The following is a 13259-nucleotide window of genomic DNA, read 5'->3' on the forward strand; positions in this document are numbered from 1 at the left end:
CTTTAGCACCAGTTGCACCGGTATCGCCTTTAGCACCAGTTGCACCGGTATCGCCTTTAGCACCAGTTGCACCGGTATCGCCTTTAGCACCAGTTGCACCGGTATCGCCTTTAGCACCAGTTGCACCAGTATCGCCTTTAGCACCAGTTGCACCAGTATCGCCTTTAGCACCAGTTGCACCGGTATCGCCTTTAGCACCAGTTGCACCGGTATCGCCTTTAGCACCAGTTGCACCGGTATCGCCTTTAGCACCAGTTGCACCGGTATCGCCTTTAGCACCAGTTGCACCGGTATCGCCTTTTGCGCCGGTAGCACCAGTATCGCCTTTAGGACCAGTTGCGCCAGAAGCACCAGTAGAACCACCACCGATTACGCTCAGGGTGTATTCGTTAGTGCCGTTTGAAGTCATCTTCAGGCCGTCACCAGCGATCAGTTTCAGGGTGTTATTGGCATTTGATTTAGGATCGTATTTGTATGTACCTACAGCTGGTGAGCTACCGCTACCATCGTGACCTTGGAATACAAACGGATTCAGGTTTTCGATACGATTTGCAACAGCGTACAATTGAGAGCCGTTGATTGCATCGGTAGAAGTTGCAGAGATACGACCTGCGGCAACGTTTTGGATTTGACGTTCGTTACCTGCAGAACCTACAGACAATACTGCGCCATTGCCCAAACCGCTGGTTGCACCTGCGAAGCCGCTGTAAGTGTAGCTGCCAACAGTAGCAGTGTTAGTAGGTACGAAGTTGCTGGTTGTAGAACCGTTACCCAAAGCTACGCTGTTTTCGATAGTAGATTTAGCTTCAGTACCCAAAGCCAGAGTGTTTTTAGCTGTTGCTTGAGCACCGTTACCCAGAGCAGTTGCATATTCACCGCCATTAGCTTGAGCACCACGGCCCAATGCAATTGCTTGTTTAGAAGCAGCGTTACTTTGTACGCCCAAAGCTACTGAGTATTTACCAGTTGCTGTAGCAGCAGGACCGAATGCTGCAGCAGAAGTACCGTCAGCTACGGAACCACGACCGATTGCTACGTCAGAACCTTGTTTGGCTTGAGCGTCGCCACCCAATGCTACCGCGCCGTTTGCCAGAGCTTTAGAGCGCTCACCGATGGCTGTTGCTACGATACCGGTTGCTTGAGCTTCTGTACCGATTGCCATTGCCGAACCGGCATTATTTACTACGCCGTCGCCATCAGCGCCAGTAGAAGTACCGTCAGCTGTAGCAGAATGACCTACGGCAACGTCAGCAGCTTGCTTAGCAGTTGCACCGTTACCTTGAGCGATAGAGTTATTGCCAGCAGCTTTAGATTGAGTACCCAAAGCGATAGAGTTGTTACCGATTGCTTTAGCAGCAGAACCTGCTTTATTACCGAAATTACCATCCATCGCACCGCCAATAGCTACAGAATTTTCACCTGTTGCTTGAGCAGATGCACCACCAGCAAATGAGCCTGTGCCATTAGCTTGAGACAACACGCCGATAGCGGTAGCACGGTGAGCAGTTGATTCAGCATAAGCACCGACACCAATTGCGTTATCACCTCTAGAAACTGATTTAGTACCGACAGCAATGGAGTTATTGTTAGACGCAGTGGCAGTTTGACCCACAGCAATAGAGTTAGACTGAGCAGCAGTAGCGTTAGAACCTACAGCAATTGCAGCTTCTTTATTGGCTTGCGCATATGGACCAACTGCAACTGTCAGATTACCTTCTGCTTTTGTATATGAACCAACGCCGACAGCTTGAATACCTGACGCATTTGCGCTAGTACCTGCTGCAATCGCGTGGTCTTGGCTTGCCACAGTATCTTTACCGACAGCAATAGCATTGGTCCAAGCACCATGAGCGTTGTTACCAATAGCGATAGAATCTTGTTTTTCAGCGTTTGCATGCGTACCTACAGCAACTGCAGCAGCATTTGCATTGGAGTTATCACCAATAGCTGTTGCAAATTGTGCACCAGCATTTGCACGGTTACCGAATGCACTTGCGGAGTCTTGAGTAGCAGTTGCACGGTTACCTACTGCAGTCGCACGAATTTGAGTTGCTTGGGCTACATTACCGATTGCAACAGAAGCTTCACCACTTGCAACAGAGCTTACACCCATTGCAGTCGATGCACCGCCGGTTGCGATATTGTTATTACCTACTGCCAATGCTGCGTTTGCAGTCGCAGTATTGTTCGCACCGTAAGCAATAGTGCCATCTTGACTGCTGGCAGTATTTTGATAACCCACTACAACAGAGTTGACACCAACGTTTCTGTTAGAACCGTTGTAAGTACCATCAGGAGTAATGTCTACTGCACTACCTCCCAATCTTACAGCGGCCTCTGCTCCGCTAGATGCCATCAAAGCACCTGCAGCAACCACCGCAGCAGCTACGGCTTTACGCTTGTCAGAAGCGGATTTTTTGCCGTGTGCATGGCTGATTTCGGAAACCGCGGTCCATGTCTGGGTCGCGTGGTTCCAAATGACTTTAAAGACTTTATTCATATCGATTTTCCTGTAAGGGGTTTGATTTCTTTTGGGACGTTTGCTCGGCTATAAACCGCCTGCCCATACATATGCCGCACTTCAGAGTCTCCCCTTTATGCGGTTTTACGTCGTAATCTCTTGTATGCAATTCCCGTGCCAAAAGTCTCCACTCGGCCGAATGGCAGCTAAATTCCTGTTTTATGGGATTTTATGCTGATACATTTTGGGAAGCTTGTGAAGTTTGGGAAACGATGTGCCGTTTTTTGTCAGCTTGTTTCTTAACCAGTCACTTTTTGTCAGCTTCTTTCAATGCATTCGGAATCCTTGTCCAAATTTTATATGCGTTTGGTTTTACAAATCAACTCTTCCGATAAAGTGTTATTTTTTCGCCCTCAACGGTCATGCTGGTTAGATTTACTTGTTGCTTTTTTAAAACGATTGTTTTAAGTATTTAATTTTTATTGATATCTTAAATAAAAATGATTATTAGATATTATACAAATAGGATAGTTATTTTAGTGATAGATTTATATGTCAGCTTTTATTTAGAAATTTAATGAGACTTGTATTGAAGGTTGATTTGAATCATGTGATGGGTTTATACAGTCTGTTTTCAGACGGCCTTTAACGTTTTCTAACATTTAAATGGCGGCTTAATGATGCGAATTTATGCGTTATCGAGCCGATGAACAGTGCAAAAAAGGCAAGTGTAAAACTTGCCTTTACGTTTGGAATCGGTCTGTTTTTATGGTGTAACACCATGCCGTATTTCAGACGGCCTTACCAACGGAATGTTTGGGTTACGCCTGCGGATGCTCCGTTGTTGCCGGCATAGCCGTAGCCACCGGTATGGCTGGAGGCGCAGGCGGTGAGTGTGGCAAGGGTCAGGATGAGGAGGATGTGTTTCATGTTTTTTCTCTGAGTGGGTTGGTTTTAGACTTGGGACGTTTTTTTGCTGCATGAATCGGAATTTGCTTTGTCTTGATTTAATACATTGAAAAGGCCGTCTGAAATCGGTTTTCAGACGGCCTTTATTTTATATCAGCTTATTAGTAACAAGAATATTTGAAATCCTAACTACTTATCCGCCCTGCTTACTCATCTGCAGTCAAACGGCGAATAAAAGCAGCAAAGCTGTCGGCAATATATTCTTCATGAAAATTATCCAAATAAATATTGATAACCGGTGGCTCACCATCGGCATTTATGTTGCGATAATCCAGCGCAAAAAATCCGTGTCCGCTATCTTCTTCGGCAAAGTAAACGCCAATATGCGGTAATGCGTGATTTTTAGGATCTTCCAAAAAACGACTGCCCATTTTACCGCACAGGGCATTATTATTCGTAAACCCAATTCCATATATGCCACGAACCATAAGTTCGCATTCATATCCATCCGTATCGGTATAACGAAAAAAATAACGTTTCAAACTACCGCCATTTTTCTGGCGCATCAAAGTTATATAGTCAATAGGCAGAGAATAGCCCAGCTCCTCTTCCACGCGCGCAATAATCTTATCCGTAAGCGGCGTATCCCCTTCAAAACCTTCGTCATAGTTAACAAAAAGATTGGCAGCAAAATCTGCCAATTCGGTTTGGCTAAAAGACATGACTTATCCCATATATTAAAACTTAGGCCGTCTGAAAATGGGTTTCAGACGGCCTTTATTTTATATCAGCTTATTAGTGGCGGAAATGGCGGATGCCGGTTACGACCATGGCGATGCCGTGTTCGTCCGCTGCGTCGAAGACTTCTTGGTCGCGCATGGAGCCTGCGGGATGGATGATGGCTTTGATGCCCTGCTCGGCAATGACATCTACGCCGTCGCGGAATGGGAAGAAGGCATCGGAAGCGGCACATGCGCCGTTTAAGTCCAAACCTGCGTCCTGCGCTTTGCGGGCGGCGATGCGGGTGCTGTCCACGCGGCTCATTTGGCCTGCGCCGATGCCGTAGGTTTGGCCGCCTTTGCCGAAGACGATGGCGTTGGATTTGACGTATTTGGCGACGTTCCAGACAAACATCAGGTCATTCCATTCTTGCTCGGTCGGTTGGCGTTTGGAGACGACTTTCAAATCGGCGCGGTTAAGGCGGTGGATGTCGGGGGTTTGTACCAACAGTCCGCCGCCGACGCGTTTGAGTTCAAAGCGGTTGGCACCTGCTTCGAGCGGCACTTCCAATACGCGCACGTTTTTCTTGGCGGCGGCGATTTCGAGGGCTTCGGCGGTAAACTTCGGCGCCATGAGGACTTCCATAAATTGGTTGTCGGTAATTTGTTTGACGGTTTCGCCATCCACTTCGCGGTTGAAGGCGATGATGCCGCCGAATGCGCTGGTGGTATCGGTAGCGTAGGCGAGTTTGTAGGCGGTCAATGTATCGGCTGCAACGGCAACGCCGCACGGGTTGGCGTGTTTCACGATCACGCAGGCGGGCGCGTCGAAGGATTTGACGGCTTCCCATGCGGCATCGGCATCGGCGATGTTGTTGTAAGACAATTCTTTGCCTTGCAGCTGTTTGTAGGCGGAAAGGCTACCTGCGGCAGGGTAAATATCGCGGTAGAACGCGGCGCGTTGGTGCGGATTTTCGCCGTAGCGCATGTCTTGCACTTTAATCCAGCTTTGGTTGAACTGGCTTGGGAATTCGCCGATTTCGGGCTGACCGCTCAAGACGTCGTCTGAAAGCGAAGTCAGGTAGTTGGAAATCATGCCGTCGTATTGGGCGGTATGGCTGAATGCTTTGCGTGAAAGGTTGAAACGGGTTTTGTCGCTCAAGGTGCCGTTGTTGGCTTCGAGTTCGGCGGCGATGGCCGGGAAATCGGCTGTGTCGGTAACGATGGCGACGTGTTTCCAGTTTTTCGCGGCAGAGCGCACCATGGTCGGGCCGCCGATGTCAATGTTTTCAATCGCGTCTTCCAATGTGCAGTTTGGTTTGGCGATGGTGGCGGCGAAGGGGTAGAGGTTGACGCACACTAAATCGATGTTGCCAATGCCGTGTTCTTCCATCTTGGCGACGTGTTCGTCCAAATCGCGACGACCGAGGATGCCGCCGTGGATTTTCGGATGCAGGGTTTTCACGCGACCGTCGAGCATTTCGGGAAAACCGGTATAGTCGGCAACTTCGATAACGGGAACGCCTGCATCAGCCAAGAGCTTTGCTGTACCGCCGGTAGAGAGGATTTCTACACCGAGCTTGGTTAGGGTTTGGGCAAATTCGACTGCGCCTGTCTTGTCGGACAGGCTGATCAGGGCGCGTTTGATGGAAGACATGGGATTTCCTTTGTTGAAGGTTTAATCGATATGGGATGAATTTTCAGGGCGGTATTATCCGCTATTTTCGCCTTTTTGGCAGTAGGTTTTTATAGATATTGTTGACAATTTTATTGTAAAAGGCCGTCTGAAACTCGGTTTCAGACGGCCTTTTGCTTTTGCCTATTTAAATCCCATTTTCTTCGCCACGCATACTGCGCCTGCCATGCCTGCGCATAAGGGCATGAGTAAGGCAACGGGGGCGTAGGTGAGTTCTAAGACAAAGACGATGGCCGTCAGGGGCATTTTGAGGGAAACGCCGAGGAAAACGGCGGCGCCGACAACGGCCGCACTTTCGGACGACATGGCAGGAAAGAAAGTATTCCACGCGGCTGCGGCGGCAAAGGCGATGGTACTGCCGAGCATCATGGACGGGGTAATCAGGCCGCCGTATGCACCTGCCGCCAGCGCCATCAAGACGACCAGCCATTTGACGGCGGTCAGCTCAAGGCTGTGTTGCCAGTCGGTCATGCCACCAAAGGTCAGTTGGTTGCCTGCTTTGCCGTTGCCCAAAATTTCGGGAAACCAAACGGCAATCACGCCGATGAGTGCAAACATGCAGACGGCCAAGGGAATGATTTTGATGTTGTCGCGCTTGATGAAGGGGAATTTTTGGGCGGTGCGCTGGAAAAAGACGGCGGTTACGCCCAGTATCGGGCCGATGATGGCGGAAAACCAAAGTAATGAGGTGTTGATGGAAAGGTTGGTCGGATGATATTGCTGTACGTCACCCAGGCCGATGCGTGCGACGGCGGTGGCGATGACGGAAGTCAGCAATGCGGCGGCGACGGCTTGCTGCGTCCATACGCCCAGCATGGCTTCGAGGATGAAAAGTGTGGAGGCGAGCGGCACGTTATACACGGCCGCCAAACCTGCACCCGAGGCGCAAGCAATGACCAGCCTTGCGTCGTCTTCGCTCAATCCGAAACGGTTGACACCGACTGAGGCGAAAGCGGCGGTCATTTCGCGCGGCGCAACTTCGCGGCCGAGCGGCGAGCCCAGCCCGACAGTAATGATTTGCAACAGGGCATGGCTGACGGTTTCCAAAAACGGAAAACCGGCAAGCGGATTTTTAACCACGGCTTTGATACCCGGTTGCGGCCTGCCGTAGCGTTTGAGCAACCACCACCCCAAGCCGACCACCACGCCGCAACAGGCCACGACCACGATACGCCGCGCAGGACTTGCCTGCGCTACGCCCTCTCGGAATGAAACGTATAGGCCGTCTGAACCGTAACCATAGGCAAGATGTTGAATCGTATGCATAATTTCGGTTAATACAATGCCGACCATGCCGCCGATGATGCCGGTAATGATGAGGGCGGCCCAGAGTTTATGAGTGTCTTTCACGGGTTTTGACTTGAGGTAGTAATGGTTTGATCAAAGCGTTTTTCGGGAGAACTATTGTCCGCCCAAGGGATAGTTTTTGGGGGCAACGTGGGTTTTACCGTTATAAGGGAAAATATATTTCTGATTTTTATAATTTTTCTTTCCTGATACGCCGCTGAGTTTTGCAGTCAGCGCCCATACGCCGGATACGGCAGGACGGCTTTTGTCAAAAGCAATTTTGGCTTCCAGGCTGGTATATCTGTCTTTGCAGTCTCGTTTTTCACGCCCTTTCAATTCATCGCAATCGCCAAAATATGCGCCGTTATCGTTACCGCTGATAATAAAGCTTTTACGGATGCGGTTGCTATCATCGGTAAACAGGAAGTTTTGCGAAGTCGTCGTGTCGCCTTGGCCTGTATAACTTGACTCGACAGTGTAGCCCCAGTTTTGCGCGCCCACCTGAACAAACTTCCACGCCTTATTCTCCGGCACATCCCCCCATGCGCCGATTTCATCTCTTCCGTGCTGTTTGATTGCCCACTTGCCGTCTGTTTTTTCCAAAACAAACAATTCTGCCAAACCCGAAGAGGCGTGCGCGTCATTTTTTTCTTTCTCTTCTAAATCGTAGGCAAAACCTGTGTACAACACATAGCGCGCGGCTTTGCCGTTGCGTGTTACGGCATGGTCGGCAACAGGTTTCATGCAATACATGATGTTGTTAGATGGTGCCTGTCCGTCTTTCGGCGGCTCGGTAAGCTGGCATTTGTGCGCGGCAAGCGGTCGGTTGTAATGTTTGGCAATGACGGCCTGTACGGCGGCTTTGTCGTTATCGGGTGCAGCCGATGCCAAGATAGGGCAGGCAAGCAAAAGCAGGGAGATGATGCGTTTCATAGAAATTTTCCCAAAATGTTTGATTGAAAAAGTACGGCTACTTCAGGCCGTCTGAAACTGTTTTCAGACGGCCTTTTTGTGTTTGCTACCGATACGCGCCAACACTCCGGCGACAAAAGTGGACGAAATGACGACGGTAATGCCTAGCGCGGCCATGCTGCTTAAATGTTCGCCCAAAATCAACACCGCCATGATAACGCCGATGACGGGCTCAAGCGAAATCAGCAGGCCGGAGACGTTGGCAGGGACTTTGTTCATGCCTTTGTTCCACAACAGATAGGCGAGCCAACTGCAGCCAATCCCCATATACAACACCGACAGCGTACCGCCCCACGACCAGTTGATTTGATAGCTGTCTGCCAACACCAGCGAAAACGGCAGGCACAACAGCGCCGCCGCCGCCATGGAAGCCGCGGTAAATGCAGGCGCACCGATACGGACAATCATCTGCTGGCTCGGACGTATCACGCCTGCGAAACCCAATCCCGCAAGCAAAATCAGCAGACAGCCGAACCAGTCAATCGTACCGCCCTCTTCTGCGCCGCCCATTACCATCATGCCCACGCCGGCAAACGCTACCGCGCAGCAAATCCAGTGGTAAAGTTTGGCTTTGTCGTTGAAAAAGAAATGACCGACAAAGACCACCAGCAAAGGCTCCAACCCCACCATGGTAACCGCGCTGGCTGCGGATGTATATTTCAAACCGATAAACTGGAGCATCAAAACGACAACGTAGTTGACAAAGGAAATCCACAACAACGGCTTCCATTCGCTCCGCGGAATCCTGCCCAAATGGCGGCGGCACGACGGCAGCACCATCAACGCGGCAATCAACAACCGTGCCTCAACCATCAGCGCCGGGTCGATCATCTCGTAAGAATACTTAGCAGCGATAAACGAGCTGCCCCAAATCAGCAGGGCAAGTATTTGATAGAACATGGTCCGACCTTTTAAAAAGGGTTAATCGTTTCTTCTCTATATTTATTATTCAGACGGCCTGGAGGGTTGGCCTTTTTTATTTTGTCTGCGTCAACGAATCCAAAAAGTCGAAGAGTTTGGCATTCATTTCACTGAAATCCGCCGCTTCGATTTTATCCGGATGCTGGACATAAGTTTGGACTTGGCTTTGTTCGGCTACATTTTCGCGCCCGTCCGCCGCAATCAGCAGCCCGACGGCTTCGCGGTCAAACTCCAAATGAGCCTGGAAGGCATAATGTTTGGGCGCAAAACGGATAATCTGGCGCGGACAGCCTTTGCTGGTTGCCAACACAACCGCCTCATCCGTCAAACCGGGCATATCGCCGTGCCAATGGCCGGTATCCAGGGTTTTGCCCAACAGGGAAACATGGGCATCCGCCAAACCTTCCGCCGTCAGCTCAATTGGATAAATGCCGATTTCACGCTCAGGACTGCGCGTGTGTCGCGCTCCGTAGGCAACGGATAAAAGCTGCGCACCCAAACACACGCCGACAATATATTTATCCGCCGCCATCGCCTGACGCATCAGGCGCAGCTCGGATTGGGGGTCGTAATACGGAAATGCCTGCCTGTCTTCATCAGGCGATTGCGGTCCGCCCATCACAATCAAAAAATCTATATCGTCCACATTGTCAGGCAGGGCTTCCCTTTCGTACACTTTGGTTGCACTGATGTTGTGCCCGCGCCATTGCGCCCATTTCAAATATGCGCCCGGCACTTCAAATGCCTCGTGCAGGATAAAATGGATATTTAATTTATTCAGATTTTTCATTGTTATTTCTCCTTCGACCGTCAGGACGGATTGCCCTGCCGTATTACAGCATACCGTGCTGTTGTAATTTTTTACGCAGGGTATTGCGGTTCAAACCCAAAATGACCGCCGCTTTAGACTGGTTGCCGCCGCATTGCTCCATCACGCAGGCCAGCATCGGCTTTTCCACTTGATGCAACACCATATCATACACGCCGCAAGGTTCCGTACCATCCAAGTCTTTGAAATATTGTCGTAAGTTTTGTTCAATACATTGCGCAATGTCAGTCGTCGTTTGATTCATCGTGATTGTCTTTCTTTAGATTTGTTTCTAAATGATGAGGCCGTCTGAACATTCAGACGACGTTTATTTGATTTGTTTGAATTCGCCCTATCCGATTTATATTTATTTTTTGATTAGCTATCAATATTTTATTTTGAAATAGATTTCTGTAATTTACTGTCCCAAAACGCCTGCCATACGCCATTTTCTTGAGCCAGATAAATAACAAATTCATTATTGACATGATCGGCAACGTAATGGATGGAATACGGTTTTTCTTCACAATTGACTATCCAAACATGAAATTGCCGCACCTTTTTCCAAGATTGGCGGTTATATCCTATTTCTTGATAAGCTCTAGGAATCGGCGATTGAGCCTCTTTTTCCAAAGATGCTTGAACCTGATTATCCCATGCGTTCAAATTCTGCAGGATTTCCATGTATTGAGCTTCATCTCCTGAAGCAAAATACAGCAGGATATTATGCGCTCCCTCACTTAACTCCAGCTCAACCGTATTGCCGTGTTCGTCATAATGTCCATCATCATTGACCAGACGACGAGCAGCATCGGTCAATTCCTGTTCCCAATCCACATGTTCGAAACGATTGCGCGGAAACATGGAATCAGCTTGATGCTTTTTGACAAACAATTGTTTTAACAACTTAAACATAGGGCTTCCTGAAACCATCTCCTCACGCAACCTACTCCCCCAAGCAGGTAATCTTGCCAACCTTTTCTCCGTCCGGTTCGATTTCCGCTACATGATCTCCATATTTATCATCCCAAAAGAAACGCCCGTTTTCCTCATACCAAGGCTTACCCAGTACATACCAAGCCTTGTCTAAACTGTCACCGGGGCGGATGGTTTCGCATGTTGCTCTACTCTTAAACGCACTCATCACGCAAGCATCATGTTGACGGCAATCGGGATTCATGCACCTGCCTTTGTCTTCATTCCAATAGCGATTCATTAATTTACAAGCTATCAGATTGTAGTCATAAGCGTAAATGCTGAATCCTGTCAGCAACAGCGCGGCTATGCCGAAGCGTTTGAGACGTGGGGTCAATTTCATATTTACTTTCAAAAAAGAAAATGGCCGTCTGAAACCCTTTAGCCTTCCCGATAGTGGCATACCCAGCGGTCGGTTTTCTCTGAAAGCGCCTCAAGATAGGCGGCAAGGGTATCGTATTGTGCCGCGGCGCTGTCCAAGCGGTTGATTTCCCGGCGTGTTTGCTCGCCGTCGGGCATTTCGTCGATATACCAGCCGATGTGTTTGCGGGCAATGCGTACGCCGGCAAATTCGCCATAAAACGCGTGCATGGCGCGGATGTGGTTCAAAATGGTGGCGTTGCATTCTGCCAAGCTCAAGGCCAGCGGCAAAACGCCGTGTTCGGCGTAATGTTTTAAATCGCGGAAGAGCCACGGCCTGCCTTGTGCGCCGCGCCCTATCATGATGCCGTCGGCGGCGGTTTGTTTGAGGACGGCGGCGGCTTTTTGCGGCGAAGTAATGTCGCCGTTGACCCAAACGGGGATGTTCAGACGGCCTTTGGTTTCGGCAATCAGTTCGTAACGCGCTTCGCCTTTGTACATCTGCGTGCGTGTGCGGCCGTGGATGGCAAGAGCTGCAATGCCTGATTCTTCAGCGATTTTGGCGATGGTCGGCAAGTTTTGATGTTCGTCGTGCCAGCCCAAACGGGTTTTAAGGGTAACGGGTACGTCCACCGCGTTGACAACGGCTGCCAAGATTTCGGCAACCAGCGGCTCGTTTTGCATCAACGCGCTGCCTGCCTGCACATTGCAGACTTTTTTGACCGGACAGCCCATGTTTATATCAATCACCTGAGCGCCCAAGCCGACGTTATACCGCGCGGCTTCCGCCATCTGTTGCGGATCGCTGCCTGCAATCTGCACGGCCACCACTCCGCCCTCGCCTTCAAAATCGCTGCGGCGCAAGGTTTTTTTGGTATGGCGCAAGCTTGGATCGCTGGTCAGCATTTCGCATACCGCCCACCCTGCACCAAACTCGCGGCAAATCCGGCGGAACGGCTTGTCCGTAATGCCTGCCATAGGGGCAAGTGCGATGGGGTTGTCAATGAAATAGCCGCCGATGTGCATGATATGTGCGCCAAGTTGAAAGGGCTGAGATTGTACAATTTTTAAGCAACTTTTCCAATCGTATTTACATGTTGCACAATGAAAAAGGCCGTCTGAAACTGGGTTTCAGACGGCCTTTTCAGCCAAAACATTTAAATAAACAGCATGACAACCATCTGCACTGCAGCCTGAATCATGTCGATAATCGGCCAAATCAGTTTAGCCAGCAGGCCGGTAAACAACAGGATCAGGATAATCCATGTGCCGTATGGCTCGATTTTACGGAACTGCATGGACTGCTTGGCATTAAGGAAGGTATCGATAAAAATACCGCCGTCCCAAGGCAAAATCGGAATCAGGCTGAATGCGACCCAAATCGAGTTCACCATCACGCCGTAACCGGCCATCTGTGCCAACGGTGCTTGATAAGACTCAGGCACATACGCGGCAAGTACGACCACAAAACCCCAGAAGAATGCCAAAATCAGATTGGCTATCGGGCCTGAAATCGACACCCAACGCCACGCGCGGCGCGGATCACGGAAATTGCGCGAATCGATGGGCATGGGACGCGCCCAGCCGAACAGAAAACTGCCTATCATCAGACACACCAGCGGCACGACAATCGTACCGACAGGATCGATGTGCGGCAGCGGATTGAGCGTCAAACGTCCAAGCTGCTCGCCGGTATGGTCGCCCCAATAACGCGCCGTATAACCGCGTGCCACTTCACGCACGGTAATGGCCAACAACACGGGCAATACTGCCAGCAGAAATACGCCTAAATCAAAATTTGCAAACATGTTTTTCCTTATCAAACACGCCGTCTGAAAACAAAAAATATCCTTAAATACCCTTTCAGACGGCCTGAGGCTTTAATCTTCCTGTTTTTTGTCCGAACCGAAAGACTCTTTCAGCTCTCGCCAAGTAATGCCTTTACCTTGCGGATTCAGCTTGAAGACTGATTACTACAAAGTAATGGCGAATATCTTTAATAAAAGGCCTGTCATGCTGAAATTTAACACGTAGAACCGATTCCATAAAGGCTTTCCAACGGCATGATTCATTGCTTCTCGCTATCATACCCAATTCGATCGCCCTATCTATTTTAAGCCTAAAGGCCGTCTGAAACTTCAAATCCAGTTT

At 49.7% G+C, this 13259-nt stretch carries 13 protein-coding genes; all 13 read right to left on the bottom strand.

Translation table 11 applies throughout. The features are described from left to right. A partial coding sequence (locus tag ACTHUF_RS03745; RefSeq protein ID WP_440407129.1) for an ESPR-type extended signal peptide-containing protein occupies nt 1-2500 on the bottom strand: 2500 nt, incomplete at its 3' end. Between the two features lie 762 nt (nt 2501-3262). Next, entirely contained in the window at nt 3263-3391 is a 129-nt protein-coding gene (locus ACTHUF_RS03750) for a hypothetical protein (protein ID WP_256388401.1), read from the bottom strand. A 185-nt stretch (nt 3392-3576) separates the two neighbouring features. Further along, nucleotides 3577-4092: an SMI1/KNR4 family protein gene (locus ACTHUF_RS03755; protein ID WP_440407131.1), complete on the bottom strand. Its 516-nt coding sequence runs from the start codon at nt 4090-4092 to the stop codon at nt 3577-3579. Between the two features lie 73 nt (nt 4093-4165). Beyond that, complete coding sequence (gene purH / locus ACTHUF_RS03760) at nt 4166-5746, bottom strand: bifunctional phosphoribosylaminoimidazolecarboxamide formyltransferase/IMP cyclohydrolase (RefSeq protein ID WP_440407133.1); 1581 nt, start codon at nt 5744-5746, stop codon at nt 4166-4168. A 162-nt stretch (nt 5747-5908) separates the two neighbouring features. Further along, nucleotides 5909-7078 carry a chloride channel protein gene (locus ACTHUF_RS03765; protein WP_440407335.1) on the bottom strand — a complete coding sequence of 390 codons (1170 nt, stop codon included), beginning with the start codon at nt 7076-7078 and terminating at the stop codon, nt 5909-5911. A 108-nt stretch (nt 7079-7186) separates the two neighbouring features. Continuing rightward, complete coding sequence (locus ACTHUF_RS03770) at nt 7187-8005, bottom strand: hypothetical protein (RefSeq protein WP_440407135.1); 819 nt, start codon at nt 8003-8005, stop codon at nt 7187-7189. A 63-nt stretch (nt 8006-8068) separates the two neighbouring features. Then, nucleotides 8069-8944, bottom strand: a complete 876-nt coding sequence (locus ACTHUF_RS03775) for a DMT family transporter (RefSeq protein WP_440407137.1) — start codon at nt 8942-8944, stop codon at nt 8069-8071. A gap of 76 nt (nt 8945-9020) precedes the next feature. Next, on the bottom strand, nt 9021-9755 hold the full coding sequence (locus tag ACTHUF_RS03780) for a glutamine amidotransferase-related protein (protein ID WP_440407139.1): 735 nt from the start codon (nt 9753-9755) through the stop codon (nt 9021-9023). 43 nt (nt 9756-9798) lie between these two features. Beyond that, complete coding sequence (locus ACTHUF_RS03785) at nt 9799-10038, bottom strand: Fis family transcriptional regulator (RefSeq protein ID WP_003684241.1); 240 nt, start codon at nt 10036-10038, stop codon at nt 9799-9801. A 128-nt stretch (nt 10039-10166) separates the two neighbouring features. Continuing rightward, nucleotides 10167-10688, bottom strand: a complete 522-nt coding sequence (locus tag ACTHUF_RS03790; RefSeq protein ID WP_440407141.1) for a hypothetical protein — start codon at nt 10686-10688, stop codon at nt 10167-10169. Nucleotides 10689-10719: 31 nt separating this feature from the next. Further along, entirely contained in the window at nt 10720-11091 is a 372-nt protein-coding gene (locus ACTHUF_RS03795; RefSeq protein ID WP_188213011.1) for a toxin, read from the bottom strand. A gap of 38 nt (nt 11092-11129) precedes the next feature. Continuing rightward, nucleotides 11130-12134 carry a tRNA dihydrouridine synthase DusB gene (dusB, locus tag ACTHUF_RS03800; protein ID WP_440407143.1) on the bottom strand — a complete coding sequence of 335 codons (1005 nt, stop codon included), beginning with the start codon at nt 12132-12134 and terminating at the stop codon, nt 11130-11132. 131 nt (nt 12135-12265) lie between these two features. Then, nucleotides 12266-12916: a site-2 protease family protein gene (locus ACTHUF_RS03805; RefSeq protein WP_070836974.1), complete on the bottom strand. Its 651-nt coding sequence runs from the start codon at nt 12914-12916 to the stop codon at nt 12266-12268. Between the last annotated feature and the right edge of the window lie 343 nt (nt 12917-13259).

The organism is Neisseria sp. P0024.S006 (genome assembly GCF_051956595.1).
In the GTDB taxonomy this organism is placed as follows: Bacteria; Pseudomonadota; Gammaproteobacteria; order Burkholderiales; family Neisseriaceae; genus Neisseria.

Coding starts and splice junctions, on each gene's coding strand:
- ACTHUF_RS03750 (WP_256388401.1), bottom strand. CDS start 3,391: ATGAAACACATCCTCCTCATCCTGACCCTTGCCACACTCACCGCCTGC.
- ACTHUF_RS03755 (WP_440407131.1), bottom strand. CDS start 4,092: ATGTCTTTTAGCCAAACCGAATTGGCAGATTTTGCTGCCAATCTTTTT.
- purH (WP_440407133.1), bottom strand. CDS start 5,746: ATGTCTTCCATCAAACGCGCCCTGATCAGCCTGTCCGACAAGACAGGC.
- ACTHUF_RS03765 (WP_440407335.1), bottom strand. CDS start 7,078: ATGGTCGGCATTGTATTAACCGAAATTATGCATACGATTCAACATCTT.
- ACTHUF_RS03770 (WP_440407135.1), bottom strand. CDS start 8,005: ATGAAACGCATCATCTCCCTGCTTTTGCTTGCCTGCCCTATCTTGGCA.
- ACTHUF_RS03775 (WP_440407137.1), bottom strand. CDS start 8,944: ATGTTCTATCAAATACTTGCCCTGCTGATTTGGGGCAGCTCGTTTATC.
- ACTHUF_RS03780 (WP_440407139.1), bottom strand. CDS start 9,755: ATGAAAAATCTGAATAAATTAAATATCCATTTTATCCTGCACGAGGCA.
- ACTHUF_RS03785 (WP_003684241.1), bottom strand. CDS start 10,038: ATGAATCAAACGACGACTGACATTGCGCAATGTATTGAACAAAACTTA.
- ACTHUF_RS03790 (WP_440407141.1), bottom strand. CDS start 10,688: ATGTTTAAGTTGTTAAAACAATTGTTTGTCAAAAAGCATCAAGCTGAT.
- ACTHUF_RS03795 (WP_188213011.1), bottom strand. CDS start 11,091: ATGAAATTGACCCCACGTCTCAAACGCTTCGGCATAGCCGCGCTGTTG.
- dusB (WP_440407143.1), bottom strand. CDS start 12,134: ATGCACATCGGCGGCTATTTCATTGACAACCCCATCGCACTTGCCCCT.
- ACTHUF_RS03805 (WP_070836974.1), bottom strand. CDS start 12,916: ATGTTTGCAAATTTTGATTTAGGCGTATTTCTGCTGGCAGTATTGCCC.